This window comes from Pedobacter sp. T50_32 (assembly GCF_057652195.1).
Map to the genome: position 1 here is coordinate 160,085 of NZ_JBYFBY010000001.1, position 17,295 is coordinate 177,379.

Genomic DNA, 17,295 nt, shown 5'->3' on the forward strand with positions numbered 1-17,295 from the left:
TTGTTGTTTTATATCATATTTTTGATATGACCTATAAAAACAAACAACGGTTACTCTTCGTAGTAAATCAAGGCTCAGGCAACAAAGACCAAAGCCTAAGTGAAGAAATTATCAATTATTTCAGTGAGAGCGATTTAGCTATTGAAATCTACGAACTTCCTCGCAAATGCAACTCAAAACAAATTAAGGATGCCATTGAAAAAGCAAAGGCAGATAGAGTGATTGCTGTGGGTGGAGATGGTACCCTCAAATTAGTAGCAGAGTGCTTGCTCAACACTGAAACACCCATCGGAATTATACCTACAGGCTCTGCCAACGGAATGGCAAAAGAGCTCGGCATTCCTTTAAATATTGAAGAAGCTTTGGAAGTTGCCGCCACAGGTACACCAAAAAAAATACACGCTACCTTAGTTAACGACGAGCTTTGCATCCATTTATCAGACATCGGCTTTAATGCCTATTTAGTTAAAAAATTTGATGAACTACCCACACGAGGCATGCTCACCTATGCTAAATCTGCTTGGCACGCCTTCTGGAACCATCGTAAAATGAAGGTACAATTTAAAGTTGGCGACCGTGAGATTAAAACCGACGCAGCGATGGTGGTTATTGCCAATGCAACTAAATACGGTACTGGTTTTAACATCAACCCCAATGGTAAATTAGACGATGATGCTTTTGAAATTATCTTAATTAAAGAATATGCAGTAATGGAAATTCTTAAAATTTGGGTGAGTAAACTTCCTTGGAACCCCAAAAAAATCGAAAGTTTTCAAGCATCTGAAGTACAAATAACCACCAAACACAAAGCCCATTTTCAAGTAGATGGCGAATATTTAGGCAAAACCAACAAGGTAGAAGCTAAACTTTTGCCAAACGCGATAAATGTAGTTACACCCTAATAGATTGATGCGCCCTCACTGTTAAAAACAGTCGGATAAATTCGGCAGCAAAGCAAACTTTAAATAAGATCGAAAACCACTTATCATCGTAATTGCCCAAGGCTTCCGGAAAAAGAGTGATAAAGCCCAAGGTAAAAACCCACAAATAAAGTCTGAAAGGAAACTGAATATAATAGCTGATAAAGCCAATTTTCTTAAAGAAAAACAGTCCGTAAGCTCCTACCAAAACCAAAATGAACATCGGAAACATTAACACGCCCTGCACCTTCTCAGACATCAAAGAAAACCTTTCGTAGTTTTTAAATATTGCCCACAATTGCATTGACATAAATACAAGTGATACTACGTCTAGAAAAGCAAAAGCACGAAGAAGGATACGCATGTTTATTTACAATATTTGGCAAGCAGTTTATCCGCTTTTGTAGAGCCCATATATTTCACAAACTTAAGATCTTCACAAGCGTGTTCCAAATCGCCCTGACTAATTTTTTTCTCTGCAATTCGTATTTTCTTTGCAATAAAATCGTCATCTACGCCCATATCGTTTTTTAGGGAGATAATTTTCGATTCTTCAATAAAATTCTCTGTACCCTGTTCTATATTACGGTAAAAACTAGCTATTTTACTGTAAGAAGTCATATCATCAGCATACTGCTTTATGGCCAAACCCACACTACCCGGATTAATATTTTCGCAGCCATAATCTTGCAAAGAAAATTTCATGGGCGAACGGATCAAAAAAGTAGTGTCGTAACCTGCAGGTACTGTCCACTTTCCGCTGGTTAATTTAATTAAACGAAGCGCCTCGCCATCTAAATCGGCACCAATGCCTCTAGTCACCCCCGCATAGGTGATCTTCCCTTCTTTGTTCACTTTAAAGGCTACTTCAATAGTACCCTGAATGCAGTTTTCGAGCGAATATGTCGGGTATATGGTATTTGCCTTCACAAAATTCTCCAAGCCATTTTTAATGGTAGGCTGTTGTGCATTAAGCTGTAACGATAAAGCTAGTAGTAAAACCAAAATCAATCTGCTCATACTTAAATTTACGATTTATAAACCAAAGCCTAAAACTTGCATTGGCATTGTTACTCAATTGGTTCAGAGTTTATTTTCTTGAAAAGCAATTGCAGTAGTTCTAAGGTTACGAAAGTCCCGTTTTCCGCTTTACTTTGGAGCAAACACATAGGTTTGCCCCTACGTGCTCGCTACAACCGGGTTTATGAAACTTCTGGAGTTGCAACTATTGAAGAAGACCGTTTCAACGCCTAATATTCACGCTGATTTTAACAGATTTGAAACCGCTAATTTACGCTGATATTTATTTCACATTAATATTTGAGCAATTCGAACTAAATCTCCTTATATCTGCGGAGAAATCAGCGAAAATCTGCGGGTAAACTTTCAATTAGAGACGCTTGACATGTCAGCAAAACTATCCCTTAAACACGTAAACGTAGTTATAAAAGAAATGCGATAAAGCCCCGAAGTTCACAAACAAATGCCACAACTCGTGACTATGCAAATATTTGTACAAAGGCTTATCTTTTGCATAATAGTAAGTACCGCCAATATAGAAAACACCGCCCAGAAACAACCAAAACAAGCCCATTACAGGCACAGCTTCAACCATCTTTGCCATAAACGGAATAATTAAACAGCCCATGCCAATGTACAAAGCCGTAGACAGTTTTCCCTTTTTTAGTTTGTTGAAGATTTTAAGCAAACAACCTAGTATAGCTATTAACCACACCAATCCAAACAACAACCAACGCAACCAGCCATCAAAAATGATAAGTGCTGTGGGAGTAAACGAACCTGCAATCATTAAATAGATGCAGCAATGGTCGAACTTTTGCCAAAACCTAATGCCATATTCTGTTTTGGGTACGCTATGGTAAATAGCACTTACGCTAAATAGCACGAATATGCCCAAACCATAAACTACCGAAGCAGTTTGCTCAATAGATGTCGTCGATTTTTGCAGCAGCAAATACATCCCTGGCAAAGCCAACAGTGCAGGCAAGAAGTGAGTAATGAAATTTCCAGGTTCCCGGATGTATTTATTCATTCTCTGGCAAATCCGTTTCCTTACGTTCTTTCGCTATTTTATCGAAAATCTGGTCCATTCTTTCTACATATTCGTTGGTATCATCAACAAAGAAAGATAAGGTTGGGATAACCCTAGCCTGGTGACGAATGCGAGAACCCAATTTGTACCTAATTTCGCCAGCGTGTGAATTAACCGTGGCTACCGATAAGCTTGTGTTGTTTGTATTTAAAAAACTAAGGTATACCTTCGCCACCGCCAAATCTGGCGATACACGCACCTTAGTAATTGTTACCAATGTATTTGGCAAGTAAGCAGCCCCTTCACGTTGAAAAATTGACGCCAATTCTTCCTGTAATAATCCTGCAAACTTCTTTTGTCTGTTACTTTCCATATTTTTTTCTTTTCGTCATTGCGAGGTACGAAGCAATCTTAAAGCGTAAGAGATTGCTTCGTACCTCGCAATGACGGTTTTAATTCCTAATAAAGCAATTTATCATACGGATATCTCGTGGTATGAATATCCTTCACTTTATCGTACAATAATGTTCTAAACTCTTCTAAATTCTCTTTTTGCGTAGCCGAGATAAAAATAGCCGGAGCGTTATTATGTGCCATCCAAGTCTTCTTAAAATCTGCCAAAGTTACTGGCTCACGCTGCTCATCTACATCTACCAAATTATCAAATTCTGGTGCAACGTAAGCATCAATTTTATTGAAAACCATGATAGTTTCTTTATCTCTTGCACCTAAATCTTTCAAGGTTTCGTTTACGGTATGTATCTGGTCTTCGAAGTTCGGATGCGAAACATCTACTACGTGCACTAAAATATCGGCCTCGCGAACTTCATCTAATGTAGATTTAAAACACTCTACCAAATGGTGAGGAAGCTTGCGAATAAAACCAACCGTATCAGATAGCAAGAAAGGTAAGTTTTCAATTACTACCTTACGTACCGTTGTATCTAAAGTTGCAAATAACTTGTTCTCTGCAAAAACATCAGACTTAGAAAGCATATTCATAATGGTAGATTTACCAACGTTGGTATAACCCACCAAAGCCACACGAATTAACTGTCCGCGGTTTTTACGCTGCGTTTCGTTCTGCCTATCAATCAGTTTTAAGCGGTCTTTCAACAAAGTGATTTTTTCCAAAATCATCCTTCTATCGCTTTCTATCTGGCTCTCTCCAGGACCACGCATACCAATACCGCCTTTTTGACGCTCCAAGTGGGTCCATAAACGTGTTAAACGAGGCAACAAGTATTGCAACTGTGCTAGTTCTACTTGTGTTTTTGCTTGCGCTGTTTGTGCTCTACCCGCAAAAATATCTAGGATTAAATTACTCCTATCTAATATTTTAACCTGTAATTCTCTTTCTATGTTACGCAATTGCGATGGCGAAAGCTCATCATCAAATACTACAATATCAATCTCTTCCGCCTTTACGTAAGCCTGTATTTCTTCTAACTTACCAGTACCCACAAAGGTAGCACGGTCTGGCTTTTGCATACGCTGGGTGAAATTTTTTTCCACCACACCACCAGCTGTATTTACCAAAAAGGCTAACTCATCCAAATACTCCTTGGTTTGCTCGGCTTTTTCACCTGGCAAAGCCACCCCTACTAAAACCGCCCTCTCTTGCTTGGGCGCTGTGTCATAAAATTTCTGTTTTCCCATTAATTAATACAAAGATACAAAACCGATTCCGATAATTTCGGGTGACCTACCATCATCCATTTAAAACAAAACATAGATGTAGGCTATTTCCTTTCATTAAGATAACAGACTATATGTAATAGTGTTTAGACAAAAAACGCCATCCTAAATGGATGGCGCTCTTTCTAATTTCATTTTATATTAGTTGCTAGTCATATAAACTACAGTACTCGATAAAATTTGGCCAAAACTTTCATTTTCCTTCACCACTTTACCATTTACTAAGATCTGTACTTTTATGGTTCCAGTTGCATCTGTGGCAGTTGCATTAGCTCCAAGAGATATAGCTTGCACACCTGCGTTAACAGTCAACGTTTTACTCCAAGTGCTTCCACTTAAACTGGTAATTGAAGATGCATCACCTTGTGCATTGGTATGTACAACAGTGCTTATGCTCGCATTTGAAGAAGTTGTTACTCTATACTCAACTTCATAAGGTCCACCATTATTATTTTCATCATCTTTTGAGCAAGAGAAAAAGGCTGTTAAAACAACTAAACAAAACGAAAGAGCTAATAATTTTCTAAAATTTTTCATGATTTAATATTAAGGTTACACATTTAAGGAGTAAGCGGAAAATCAAACTCCATGCCAATAACGTCACATTTCCTTTACAAGGTTTCCAATTTTATATTAAAAAGCACGTTCTAATCTTATTTAATTAGGTTAATTTTAGCCTCTTTTAAAATTGATTATGAGTAACCATCTACAACATATTTCTACAGCATTAAACATCAGTAGCAAACAAGTTAATGCAACGCTAACACTCTTAGAAGAAGGAGCTTCCGTTCCTTTTATCTCTCGTTATAGAAAAGAAGTAACAGGCAGTTTAGACGAAGTGCAGGTTGCCGCCATTAGGGACTTGGCACAAGCTTTAAAAGAGTTGGACAAACGCAGGGAAGCAATTTTAAAATCGATTGCCGAACAAGGCAAATCAACCCCAGAATTGGAGGAAAAAATCAATTCAGCAGAAACTTTGACCATTTTAGAAGACATCTATTTACCATACAAACAAAAACGCAAAACCAGAGCATCGATAGCGAGAGAAAAGGGCTTAGAACCTTTAGCGTTACGCATTTTGGCGCAAAGTAGAATTGATATAGAGGATGAAGCGGCTACTTATATCGACAGTGAAAAAGGTGTTGTCAATACTGAAGAAGCCTTAGCCGGCGCAAGAGATATTATCGCAGAGATTATCAACGAAGATGCCGAAACTAGAACTAAAATGCGCAAGTATTTTGAGCAAAAAGCTACTTACAAAGCGGTTGTAGCGAAAGGCAAAGAAACTGAAGCAATAAAATACAAGGACTACTTTGAGTGGGAAGAAAGTGCTAAGAATGCACCATCGCACAGGGTTCTAGCAATGCTTCGTGGAGAAGAAGAAGGTTTATTAAAACTAGATGTACTTCCGCCAGATGAAGATGCGATTGACTTATTGCAAAAGCAATTTATTACGGGAAATAACGCAGCCAGTGGACAAGTAGAATTAGCTATTTACGATGGCTACAAACGCTTGCTTCGCCCATCGATGGAAACGGAATTAAGAACTGCGATTAAACAAAAAGCAGACGAAGAAGCTATCCGAGTTTTTGCAGCTAATGCTCGTCAGTTGTTAATGGCGGCGCCTTTGGGACAGAAAAATGTGATGGCCATTGACCCTGGTTTTAGAACTGGCTGTAAAGTGGTGTGTTTAGATAGACAGGGAACTTTGTTGGAAAATACAGCAGTTTATCCGCACACGGGACAAGGAAATATTAAAGATGCTGAGTGGAAAATTAAGCAGCTTTGTGAGAAATATGAGATTGAAGCTATTGCTATTGGCAACGGAACGGCAGGTAGAGAAACCGAAACTTTTGTGCGTGGTTTAAAGTTAGCCAACATGACTATTGTGATGGTTAACGAAAGTGGTGCTTCTATTTATTCGGCATCGCCTTTGGCAAGAGAAGAATTTCCTACGCACGATGTAACGGTGCGTGGTGCGGTTTCTATTGGTCGTAGGTTGATGGATCCTTTGGCAGAATTGGTGAAAATTGACCCGAAATCTATTGGCGTTGGTCAGTACCAGCACGATGTTGACCAAAGCAAATTACAGCAAAGCTTAGACGATACCGTGATGAGTTGTGTAAATGCGGTTGGCGTTGAATTAAACACGGCTTCGAAACAAATTTTAGCTTACGTTTCTGGTTTGGGCGAAAGTTTGGCTCAAAACATCATCAACTACAGAACTACCAATGGTGCTTTTAAAAATAGAGCTAGCTTGAAGAAAGTGCCTCGTTTAGGCGATAAAGCTTTTGAACAAGCGGCTGGCTTCTTGCGTATCCGCAATGCTGAGCAACCTTTAGATAGTAGCGGCGTACACCCAGAACGTTACGACTTGGTAAAACAAATGGCGAAAGATTTGGGCGTTTCTGTAGCACAGCTGATGAAAGATACAGAACTGCAAAAACAGATTAACCTACAGAAATATGTGAGCGCAGAAGTTGGTTTGCCTACGCTGCAAGATATTGTAAAAGAATTGGCAAAACCAGGTCGTGACCCACGTGAACAATTTGAAGCTTTTAGTTTTGCCGATGGCGTGAATAGCATGGCAGATTTGAGAAAGGGAATGAAGTTGAAGGGCATTGTGACCAACATTACCAACTTTGGTGCTTTTGTAGATATTGGCGTGCATCAGGATGGTTTGGTGCATACCAGTCAGTTGGCTAACCGTTTTGTGGCAAACCCAAATGATGTGGTAAAAGTGAGCCAAGTGGTAGAAGTTACTGTAACAGATGTTGATGTAGAACGTAAACGTATTTCTTTGTCGATGAAGGAGGAAGGAGTTGCCAAGAGCAAAGAACAAGGAGCGAAGAATTGGAACAAGGAGCAAGGAACAAGGAATAAAGACAAAGCGCAGAAACGTAATGAGCAACCTCGTAAGCAATTCAATCAAAATCGACCTAAAAAGGAAAAAGAAGTTGATGGCGATTTGCAGGAGAAATTAGCGAAGTTGAAGGGAATGTTTAAGTAATCGCTATCTTCTTTCTTGTTTGCATAAACTCCCTCCTATATTAGGTAATTGGATGGTTTGAGGAAGTTTTTCCAAAAAATCCGATATAAAAAGTTAGCTACCAGGCCAAAACCATGACCATGATCAAAGAAGAATTGTTCGATAATCCAACCGTGAATGAAGTAGAAAAGCAGATTGCATCTGAATTAGGATTGGAGCTGTACGCTGAGCAAAAACATATCATCCGAAATTTGATCCAAAAAGAAATCGAACAGAGTATGACACCACTGTTTTACATTCATATTTCATCAACAATAGAAGTGAATTGGTAAAATTTGGAGTGTTGCTTTATGCAGGGGAACAAAAAGCAAATGATGGCGAGGAGTACCCAAAAGGAGAAACTGTTTCGAAAGAACAGAGACCAATTGAACATAAAAGTCACGGACCAAGTGTCGGTTTTGGGATAACCTATGCCATCTATTTTCACTTTCTGCATACAAATACTTTAGCAGAATTAAGCGAATACTTAAAAAACAGACGTATCCCTCACTTTAAGAAATTCCAGTTAAGGATGGAAAATTATTATAGAGAGGCAGTGAAATAAAAGAATACCAAAAGAGCTGCCTAGCAGCTCACACATTAATCCTTCTTCCCTCTAATTTTTCTATACACTTTAGACCATTTCTCGGCCGTTCTTTTTCCTAAAACGGCATTCGCAACCTTACCGAGCAAGGTATAATTATGATCTATCCAAGAACCTGCAAAATGGTGAATACAGTACGTATTTGGGGTAATATCCATCTTTAAAGTCTTCCAACTTTTCGGATAGAAATACTCGCTAGGGTATATCGTGCAATACTCCTCTATTTTCTGATAAGTGTTATTGGCTAAAACTCCTTTTTTACTTACTAAATGGTCGGTAATCATCTCCGTAATCGGATTAAGATCTAGACTTCCATCGGCTTTGTAAAAGCTTTTATCTTCATAAAACTCAAGTAAACTGCTAACCCATTCGCTACCTTTAACACTGCCTATTACTCCTGCCGAAACTAACTGATCTTCAAAAGCAGTAAATGCAACATCATTTAAAAAAGTATCTGGCATAGATTTGATGAATTCTACATCAGTATCTAAATAAAGTCCGCCAACTTCTTTAAGCACATGCAAGCGGCACACATCCGCCACGAAAGCAAATTTCCTTGCCTTGTACGCATCTGAGGCATACTGATAACTATCTATGTCGAAATTATCTTCGTTCCATAGCTTAATTTCATAGTCTGGAAGATGTTTTTTCCAAGAATCAACACATTTGAGCGCCAACTCAGGCATTTCTCCCCTACCAAACCAGCAATAATGAATAACTTTAGGTATCATGAGCTTAATTTACGTTTAGAGCACCAGTTTAAAACATTTTTTTACTCCTATATATTTTAGACAAAGCGTCCGCAATCCTTTTACCAAACAAAAAACGAGCCATTTTACCCAAAAAGCTCTGTTTCTTGTGCAACCAAGAGCCTGCAAAATGATGAATGCAGTAAGTATTCTCTGTTTGTTTAATTTCCAAAGTTTTCCAAGTTTTAGGGCAGAAATAATCGCTGGGATAAATTGTACAATAGCCTTCTATTTTCTGAAAACGGTTATCAATTCGCACGTTTTTCTTCGTTTTCATAAAATGGGTGATGATTTCTGTATTTGGGTTTACGTCAAATCCCCCATTCTTGAGGTAAAAACTTCGGGTATCATAATAAGACAGCAGATCGTTAATCCAGCTCCCATTTTTCTCACTTCCCATAATAGCAGAAGAAAGCAAAAGATTATCTTCGAAACCAGTAAAAGCAACATCGTCGAGTATCCCATCATCCAACGGGCGTAGAAATTCTACATCAGTATCGAGGTAAATTCCCCCCATATTTTTAAGTGCGTATAAACGACAAACATCGGCTACGAAAGCATATTTTTTCTCTTTATAAGCTTCTGAAGAAAAACGATACATATTCACATCAAAGTTTTCTTCGTTCCACTCTACAATTTCATAGTCGGGAAGATGTTTTTGCCAAGACTCTATACACCTTAGCGTTAATTCTGGCATAGTGCCTTTCCCAAACCAACAGTAATGTATAATCTTGGATATCATATATTCGCCTTCTCTCTAATTTTTCTAAAAATTTTGGCCCTGGTACCGCTATCGAAATTTATAAATAGCGTTACTACCAATAATACAGAGCCAATTAAAAAACAATTGATGAGAAACGTTAACCAAGTGTGTACTTCAAACAAGTTAAGCTGTTTCCAACCGTAACACAGTGCAATTAAAAACGAGAAGCCCGCAAGCCCACGTATAATTTTTTTGAAGAAATACCATCTACTTTCCTGCAAACAATAAGCAGCATACAAGGGCGTGAAAGTTAAATGGCTAAGTACGCCACTTACCAAAGCTCCTACCGGGATGCTGTATACACCTAAGCTACTGTATTTACATAAAATGATGACTAGAACAAAGTTGAAAAAGGAGATAAAAATACCCCAGAACGATGCTATGCGCAGTTTATTGGTGATTACGAAAATGTGATACACCGTTTCTATTGTACCATGTACAATAAACGGAACAAGTGTAATTACAGATAAAATATGCAGCGCATGGGCATCTTGCGTTGGCAACCACAGCCTAAAAAATACTTCTCCGTAAACAAAAAACACCGAAAGTGGCAGCAATACCACCAAGAAAATAGCTTTGAAAGATAGGTCTAACGTTTTTTTCAACTTGCCCATGTCACTATTGGCGTAGGCCTTCAGCATTTCTGGCAAAAATATGGGCACTATAATCCCTAAAAGGATGTAAATAGCGTTGGGTATAAATTTGGTGAGCGAAAGAAAACCCATTCCAGAAGCACCAAAAAAGTGGTTGGCGATCAATAAATCTAATTGGGTATTGATTACGTTTGCCATGGCCATAATTGAGTTCCAAACGCCTGAACCCACGATTACGTAAAGTGCGCTTTTAGAAAAGAATGACCAATCTATCTGTACTTCTGGAAGCAACTTTTTAGTAAGCCGATAGTTGGCTACTAGCATATAAATTGATGTTGCCGCCGTAGTTACGCCTAAGAAATAGATGCGTGGTGTAAAAAAGTAGAACAGCAAAATAATGGCACCTAGTTTCAATACATTTGAAATGATATTGATAAAAGCCAATTTATCAAACCTATTCAGTGCAAAAGCTGTAACCTGGAAAACTGCAGACGAAACATTGATAACCAAACTGAAAAGTATGAACACAAAAAGCAGCCTTACATCGTACAGTAGATTTCCCGGTATGTCTAAAATTTTATCGATAAAAAAACAAAACAGCGCACTTACTACTACAAAAGCAAGTGAAATAAAGATATTTCCAAATAGAACCGAGTTGAAGTAGGTATTAGCTTCCTTGATATCTTTTTTCTCTAGGCTTATGGTAATGTAGCGACTAGACATTGAGTTTAGCGCCGTTGTAATAATGCCCGCGTACATCACAAAGTTGTTAGACAACGGAAAAAACCCGTACGCTTCTTTTCCCAAATGCTCTACAATATAAGGCGTTAGAAAAAAAGAAATACCTACACCCGAAAGTGCACTGAAAAAATTAGAAACTAAATTTACTACGAACCGTCTTTTATCCATACTTCTATTAGCTTTACTAAATTACGTTTTATGCCTAAACTTAGAGCTATTTGTGATAAAATATGTTTATTTTGGATATCATTTTCAAATCAATTAATAAAATAAGATAATTTGGAACCACTTGTAAGCATTATAACGCCTTGTTACAATTCTGCCGATTTTATTGCGCAAACCATCAACTCTGTTATAGCGCAAACGTATAGCAATTGGGAGTTAATTCTAATTGATGATAAATCTAAAGATGAAACCTGTAAAGTAGCAGAGGAGTTTGCACAAAAACACAGTAACATCAAGCTGATTAAGTTGGAGCAGAATGGCGGAGTTGCTAATGCAAGAAATGTAGGCTTAACCAATGCAAACGGGAAATATATTGCCTTTTTAGATAGTGATGATATCTGGCTGAAAGACAAGTTAGCTAAGCAAGTGGTTTACATGGAAAATGATAATTTACCAATGACTTTTTGCGCTTACCACAGAATTGACGAGGCTGGCGAGGTGATCTCTAAAAAAATTGAGGTTCCACATAGCGTAAGTTACCAGCAGCTATTATCTCACAACGTAATTATTTTTTCTACCTCGCTAACCTTAAAAAGTGTAATTGGAGATACCAAATTTAAAAAAGCGGGGCACGAAGACTGGATTTTCTGGCTGGAAATCTTTAAAAAACCCTTTAACGGATATGGGATTAATGAAGCACTAGTCCAGTACAGAATAAGGCAAGGATCGGTTTCTTCCAACAAGTTAAAGGTAATTGGCTTTACTTGGAAAATCTACAGGGAAAGTGAAAAACTGGGCCTAATCCCCTCAATATATCATTTTGTTCGATATGCTTTTTCTACAGTTTGGAAGAGATTGAGATAGAACTGTCAGCAAAATCATACTATCAAATGATACTATCATACACAAAATTTAATCTCAAACAAACTGCAATTATCTATTCAGCTTCAAAACGTTACCACTTATGCGGAAACAAATTAAGGGTGTCAGTTTAACGATAATTCTTCATCGAAAAATCTGGTGACAAAAAAATATCGACTTACAAAAAGGTAAATTAGGATTTTATTTCGTAGCCTAATTCCTTGCTGTTTTTGGTGTGCGTAAAATTCCACCACAATCCTTTTAATGTCCATTTAGCTAGCTGAGTTTGTCCAGCCAATAGGTATTTTACAACCGCTTTTGGACAAGCAATCAATGTGAAGTACACTGAGAAGAAAATGGTGTTTAACCACCCGGTATTTTTTCTAATGAACAACATTCGGTTGCGGGTGTTAAAGTAAATCTTCAGACCGCTAGCTTTGCCAACGCTAACCGATTCCTTATGATAAACCTGCGTTTTACCTGTAAACCAAATCTGTTTGCCAATGCGCATAAACTTCTCGCACCAATCTAACTCCTCGTAATACAGGAAATAGGTTTCGTCCATTAAACCCGCCTTGTTCAAATCTGTTTTACGACACATTACCGCAGCGCCATGGCAATAACCGGTTTGGCAGGTTTGGTTGTCGTATTGTCCCACATTTTTTTCAAACTGACCGATGTATGCGTTACGTGCAACGAGATAATTCATTGGCGTAAAACCGGCATATTGTACCAAATCCTTTTGATCATAGTATAGCAACAGTGGCGAAAGTAAGCCGATTTTATCGTTAGCTTCCAATTCAGCAATCATTGTTTCAATGCAATTAGCAGGAATTTCAGTATCGTTGTTAAGCAGGAAAATATATTCGCCCTTAGCTTGTTTGATCCCTAAATTATTTCCGCCAGCAAATCCCAAATTTTCTCTAGACTGAATGTATTTGATATTCTCAAAATATGGCTGAAAAATTAGTTCCATGTTTTTATCGGCACCATTATCTACAATGATAATTTCCACTTGCGAAGGCGAGTAAGATTTTGCTACAGATTTCAATAATTCTATAGTTACTTCTGCTTGATGAAAATTGACGGTAATAATGGTGGTTAATGACATCCTTATCTAAATTAGCCACAGATGCACAGATATTTTGCAGGTAATTATCTGTGTATCTGTGGCAATAAAAAACTTATAAAGTCTTAATTGTTTTATATATCTCCTCTACATTCCTTTCCCAAGTATGCGTATGGGCAAAAGCGATGCGCTTATTTGCTAGTTCTTCGCTATTTTCTGTTAATGCTTTTTCAGCCAACGCAACGTAATCTTCTTTTGTTTCTGCAATGTAGACATAATCTTCAAAAACACTCATTGCTTCGGTCTTGGTAGCCAGCGTTGGTTTTCCCATGGCTAAATATTCATCAATTTTGCGTGGATAATTTCCAATAGTCAACGGATTTAATGCCTGCGGATTTAGACAAATATCAAAGCCTTTAATATAAGCAGGCAAAGTTTCTGGCTTTTGCGGACCGAGGAAATAAACATTGCTCAACTGATGCAATTTGCTACGTTTGAAATCATCATCTTCCGGGCCTACCAAAACGATACTCCAATTTGGCCTTTGTTCTGCCAAATGAATCAAAATATTTTCGTCTAAGCGGATAGAAAGCAAGGCGCCTACGTAACCTAAAATGGGCTTCGGAATTGAAACAAGATTTGGAGGAATTTCTACGCTTTCATCGTTTCTAAAGATCGTAAAATCGCAACCCTGCCCTACATAAAAAGAGTTTGGGTTATATTTTTTGCAATAATTGGCCAAGTAAACTGAATTAGCTACGCATAAATCGCTCTTTTTAATGAGCTTTGGCTCTAAATGTTTACCATGTTTGCCCCAATAAGGTGTTGCCAATAAATTATCTCGAGAATAGTAGATACTGGTAGCCGGGTTAAGTAATTCTTTCAAATGATAGCTCCTGAACATATCGCTATCATTAAATAAAATGAAATTTTTAAAATCTAACCGTTGAATGGCTTTTTTGATAGACTTCGCAAATCGTTTGTTATTGATTTTATTGAACAAACGGAAGATCGCAGTAGGCATCCAATTGATAGACTCATTCATCACGTCTGGATAAAAAACCCAGAAGTTAAGGGCTATTTGCTCCAAGCCATCTTCTTCTCCTTTAATTACCCTCACACGTTTTTTAACGCCTTCGGTTTCGGCCTGCTGAAATTTAGTTCTACGATCTAAAGGCGCATTAATGTACAGCACCCGATTATGCTTGCTAAACTCCATTGCGATATCCTTGCAGTTACTTCCAATAGGAGTATCCCAAGGTTGTTGGCCGACTACAATAACATCTCTATTCTCAATAATTGCCATAGCTATGATTTATCTTGAACGCGTTTGTAAGCACTTACGCCTCGTACGAAACCTAATATACCGAAAACTATAGCGGGAAGGATTAATAACTCTAAAGGCATAACTAAATATTTTCTTTTTCTACAGGTTTACTACTATGTGGCGTTGCCATGAAAGACTTTTTTGCTTTGCCGATACTCAACAAAGCAACCACCATTCCCCACATTGCTCTCGGTATTTGGAACAGTGCAACATACATCCTTTTATCTGCGTAAAATCTTCTTGGTATAGAGATAATCAATGTTAAGCAGAGGCTGATGAGCAAACCTATCCAAAATGCTTTTGACGGACCGAAAGGGTTAAAAAAAGACTGAGCAACCAATAAAAAAAGTAGTGCCAGCAACAACATTCTTGGACCTAAAAAAGTCTGTAAAGTTTTATTGAAGAACTCAACATTACCTTTAAAAAGTTCCGCAAAACCCACAAATGCATATTTTTTCAGGAACTCTACCTGCGAGGCAATCCACCTGGTACGTTGCTTGGTGAAAACCTTTGCATTTTCTATTTTCTCATCATAAACATACACATCGTTTAAATAGGCAATGTTTACTTTGTCTTTTGCAATCATAAAATCCAACTGCTTATCTTCACCTACGGTTTCGCCAATATTATTTAGCAAATTGTGGAAATAACCAAACTCAAATGCCATTCCAGAACCAATTAGCGCTGGCGACAAACCCAAAACAGCATGGCTTTTACGGAAAAGATGATTATTCACTTCCTCGTTACAGGCATCTAAAAATGCGAAACTGCTGTCCATATTTTTGGCTACGCGATGTGCCTGCACTGCTAGTTTCCCTTGCTCAAAAGAACCGTTGATGTAGTTCAGACAATCATCGGCCATGATATTATCTACATCTAAAACTACCGCAATTTCGAAACCTTGGCCTTCTAACTGATTCATTGCAAATTGCATCGCTTTTCCCTTGGTGCTTTTTTCAAAGAAAACCTCAATTACCTTCGCTCCCAATTCGTTCAATGTATGCAGTGTTTCTTGTTCCAAACCATCGGCAATAACTACTACTTCAAAATTTCCTTTGTATTGATGTTTCAAAGCCGTTTTCACGCTATCTATGATCACCACATTTTCTTGATAAGTTGGAAACAAAACCGCAATTTTCCTATAATGCGTTGCTTCTTTTTTTGATTTGCGCAAAGGCAGTAATCCCACCAAGGCAAAGAAAGCCAGGTAGGCGCAGTTGAGCATAATGTAAATGCCGACTATCCAAAATATGATATCAATAATGCTATAAACTATCTCCATCGGTTTCCAATTGTTTTCTTTGTGTATCTAGCCAGGGGGCGATAAATATAAACGACCAAGACATAAACATGATTACGGAAGAAGGCACGGCATTCATCACCTCATTACCATAACTACAGACAAAACAGCCTACTGTGCCTGATGTAAGTGCAATCATCTTGGTTTTAAGCTTCGGATCTTTTAACTGCCAAACAATTCCACTGCATTTACCTATCATATAACAGTTGATGCCGAACCAGCTAACTAGCCCAACTACGCCGTACATCACCCAAACTTTTACCCAATAACTATCTGGCTGGATGTTAGCTATTGGCTTATCTGCATTATAGGTGGTTCCATTCATGCCGCTCATTCCCAGCCCAGCACCAAAAGGTTCATCTTTCAGCAAATAGGCTAATTTCTTTTGGTTAATCATCCTTACGTTAAAAGATGCATCTTTCGGGTCTAAAGCACTGCGCAAACGTCTTATCTGGAAAATTTCATCACCTATGGTGGTATATTTTAATACGCCCAAACCACTTAACGCAAAGGCGCTACCTATGATCAAAACTTTAAAATTCTTACTTAAAAAAAGTGCAAAGGCTAATCCAGCTACTAGGGCAAACAAAGCACCCCTAGTTCCAGAAATACCCATTCCGTAAAGCATAACCAATGCAAGCACACCAAAAATGAGTTTCTTGAATAGCGAAAACGGCCCCATAGCCAGCACCATCGCCATTACTGCCATAATTGCCTGTGATGCTCCGAATTGACCTGCATCGGTAAAAAAAGAGAATACCCTTAACTTCCCACCTAAAATATGGGTAACACTATTTCCCAAATCTAGCCATTGCTGCTCGCCACTGGTTAAGCCAACGTACAGCTGTTTTACGCCATATAACGTAGCCACAGCAGAAAAAAAGAAAATAAAGGCAATAAAACGGTTGAGATCAACCATTCGGTTAAACAGCAAAAATACGATTGGGGCAATGAGCAACCAACTTAATGCAGTAAACCTCAATTCGTTAAACCAGCCGGTAATACTGCCGCCGTAAGGATTTAACACTTGTAACACACTTACCCCAAACCAAATTAGGGAAAGTAAAACGTGTTCGTTTTTTAAGGCCTTCCAATTAAAGCGGTTCATGTTCACCAAAATACTGGCCCAAGTGAGCAGTAAAGTAGCGTCCATCGCTAAGCCTACCGGTATGTTCAAGAAAGTTTTGCCAACAAAGCCGAGGAAGAAACAGTAGACAAAATAAACTATAAAAGCGATACGTGGGTTACTAAAGGCAGCAACCAGAAATGCTCCTGCACCAGCGGCTGCAAGCACAAAAGCTGGGCCTAAGAAACCGTATCTAGCTGTAGAGCCAGCAACCAAAATAGAAAGACTTAAAGCTATCAGAATAAATAGCACTTTCTGTTTGTAATCGGCAATATGTAGTTGCAGATTTTTAAGCATA

The 17,295-nt window shown here is 38.2% G+C and carries 18 protein-coding genes; 5 read left to right on the forward strand and 13 right to left on the reverse strand.

Annotation, left to right across the window (positions count from 1 at the left end; all coding sequences use genetic code 11):
• The first annotated feature begins 26 nt into the window (after nucleotides 1-26).
• Nucleotides 27-902, forward strand: coding sequence for a diacylglycerol/lipid kinase family protein (locus AC23ME_RS00660; protein ID WP_487725822.1), 876 nt, complete (start codon nucleotides 27-29; stop codon nucleotides 900-902).
• Here AC23ME_RS00660 and AC23ME_RS00665 read toward each other — a convergent pair.
• The 6 genes from AC23ME_RS00665 to AC23ME_RS00690 all read right to left on the reverse strand — a co-directional run bounded on the left by AC23ME_RS00665 (nucleotide 892) and on the right by AC23ME_RS00690 (nucleotide 5,208).
• The gene (locus AC23ME_RS00665; RefSeq protein WP_487725823.1) at nucleotides 892-1,284 is read right to left on the reverse strand and encodes a hypothetical protein; all 393 of its coding nucleotides are present in this window, start codon (nucleotides 1,282-1,284) and stop codon (nucleotides 892-894) included. The two genes, AC23ME_RS00660 and AC23ME_RS00665, sit on opposite strands and share 11 nt — an antisense overlap.
• Nucleotides 1,285-1,286: 2 nt before the next feature.
• Nucleotides 1,287-1,940: a TonB family protein gene (locus AC23ME_RS00670; protein ID WP_487725824.1), complete on the reverse strand. Its 654-nt coding sequence runs from the start codon at nucleotides 1,938-1,940 to the stop codon at nucleotides 1,287-1,289.
• Nucleotides 1,941-2,337: 397 nt separating this feature from the next.
• Complete coding sequence (trhA, locus tag AC23ME_RS00675) at nucleotides 2,338-2,973, reverse strand: PAQR family membrane homeostasis protein TrhA (protein WP_487725825.1); 636 nt, start codon at nucleotides 2,971-2,973, stop codon at nucleotides 2,338-2,340.
• Nucleotides 2,966-3,346, reverse strand: a complete 381-nt coding sequence (gene rbfA / locus AC23ME_RS00680) for a 30S ribosome-binding factor RbfA (RefSeq protein WP_487725826.1) — start codon at nucleotides 3,344-3,346, stop codon at nucleotides 2,966-2,968. The genes trhA and rbfA overlap by 8 nt, the downstream gene beginning before the upstream one ends.
• Before the next feature lie 86 nt (nucleotides 3,347-3,432).
• Nucleotides 3,433-4,632 (reverse strand): GTPase HflX, encoded by a 1,200-nt coding sequence (gene hflX, locus AC23ME_RS00685; RefSeq protein ID WP_487725827.1) that lies wholly within the window; start codon nucleotides 4,630-4,632, stop codon nucleotides 3,433-3,435.
• A 180-nt stretch (nucleotides 4,633-4,812) separates the two neighbouring features.
• Nucleotides 4,813-5,208, reverse strand: a complete 396-nt coding sequence (locus AC23ME_RS00690) for a hypothetical protein (RefSeq protein WP_487725828.1) — start codon at nucleotides 5,206-5,208, stop codon at nucleotides 4,813-4,815.
• A gap of 157 nt (nucleotides 5,209-5,365) precedes the next feature.
• Here AC23ME_RS00690 and AC23ME_RS00695 point away from each other — a divergent pair, with 157 nt between their 5' ends.
• The 3 genes from AC23ME_RS00695 to AC23ME_RS00705 all read left to right on the forward strand — a co-directional run bounded on the left by AC23ME_RS00695 (nucleotide 5,366) and on the right by AC23ME_RS00705 (nucleotide 8,264).
• Entirely contained in the window at nucleotides 5,366-7,681 is a 2,316-nt protein-coding gene (locus AC23ME_RS00695) for a Tex family protein (protein ID WP_487725829.1), read from the forward strand.
• Between the two features lie 119 nt (nucleotides 7,682-7,800).
• A complete protein-coding gene (locus AC23ME_RS00700) occupies nucleotides 7,801-7,992 on the forward strand; it encodes a hypothetical protein (protein ID WP_487725830.1) in 192 nt (63 codons plus the stop codon).
• Entirely contained in the window at nucleotides 7,986-8,264 is a 279-nt protein-coding gene (locus AC23ME_RS00705; RefSeq protein ID WP_487725831.1) for a hypothetical protein, read from the forward strand. Before AC23ME_RS00700 ends, AC23ME_RS00705 begins: the two co-directional genes overlap by 7 nt.
• 35 nt (nucleotides 8,265-8,299) lie before the next feature.
• Here the strand turns inward: AC23ME_RS00705 and AC23ME_RS00710 are convergent, their stop codons facing one another.
• From AC23ME_RS00710 to AC23ME_RS00720, 3 genes are read right to left on the reverse strand one after another with little or no spacing between them, the layout of a single operon-like run.
• Nucleotides 8,300-9,034, reverse strand: coding sequence for a glycosyltransferase family 32 protein (locus AC23ME_RS00710; protein WP_487725832.1), 735 nt, complete (start codon nucleotides 9,032-9,034; stop codon nucleotides 8,300-8,302).
• Nucleotides 9,035-9,062: 28 nt separating this feature from the next.
• Nucleotides 9,063-9,794 (reverse strand): glycosyltransferase family 32 protein, encoded by a 732-nt coding sequence (locus AC23ME_RS00715; protein WP_487725833.1) that lies wholly within the window; start codon nucleotides 9,792-9,794, stop codon nucleotides 9,063-9,065.
• Nucleotides 9,791-11,317, reverse strand: coding sequence for a lipopolysaccharide biosynthesis protein (locus AC23ME_RS00720; protein ID WP_487725834.1), 1,527 nt, complete (start codon nucleotides 11,315-11,317; stop codon nucleotides 9,791-9,793). Before AC23ME_RS00720 ends, AC23ME_RS00715 begins: the two co-directional genes overlap by 4 nt.
• 111 nt (nucleotides 11,318-11,428) lie before the next feature.
• Here AC23ME_RS00720 and AC23ME_RS00725 point away from each other — a divergent pair, with 111 nt between their 5' ends.
• Nucleotides 11,429-12,178: a glycosyltransferase family 2 protein gene (locus AC23ME_RS00725; RefSeq protein ID WP_487725835.1), complete on the forward strand. Its 750-nt coding sequence runs from the start codon at nucleotides 11,429-11,431 to the stop codon at nucleotides 12,176-12,178.
• 190 nt (nucleotides 12,179-12,368) lie between these two features.
• Here AC23ME_RS00725 and AC23ME_RS00730 read toward each other — a convergent pair whose 3' ends face one another.
• From AC23ME_RS00730 to AC23ME_RS00745, 4 genes are all read right to left on the reverse strand, one after another.
• On the reverse strand, nucleotides 12,369-13,286 hold the full coding sequence (locus tag AC23ME_RS00730) for a glycosyltransferase family 2 protein (protein ID WP_487725836.1): 918 nt from the start codon (nucleotides 13,284-13,286) through the stop codon (nucleotides 12,369-12,371).
• A gap of 73 nt (nucleotides 13,287-13,359) precedes the next feature.
• Nucleotides 13,360-14,550 carry a glycosyltransferase gene (locus AC23ME_RS00735; protein WP_487725837.1) on the reverse strand — a complete coding sequence of 397 codons (1,191 nt, stop codon included), beginning with the start codon at nucleotides 14,548-14,550 and terminating at the stop codon, nucleotides 13,360-13,362.
• A 103-nt stretch (nucleotides 14,551-14,653) separates the two neighbouring features.
• Entirely contained in the window at nucleotides 14,654-15,853 is a 1,200-nt protein-coding gene (locus AC23ME_RS00740; RefSeq protein WP_487725838.1) for a glycosyltransferase family 2 protein, read from the reverse strand.
• A complete protein-coding gene (locus AC23ME_RS00745; RefSeq protein WP_487725839.1) occupies nucleotides 15,837-17,294 on the reverse strand; it encodes an O-antigen ligase family protein in 1,458 nt (485 codons plus the stop codon). The genes AC23ME_RS00740 and AC23ME_RS00745 overlap by 17 nt, the downstream gene beginning before the upstream one ends.
• Between the last annotated feature and the right edge of the window lies 1 nt (nucleotide 17,295).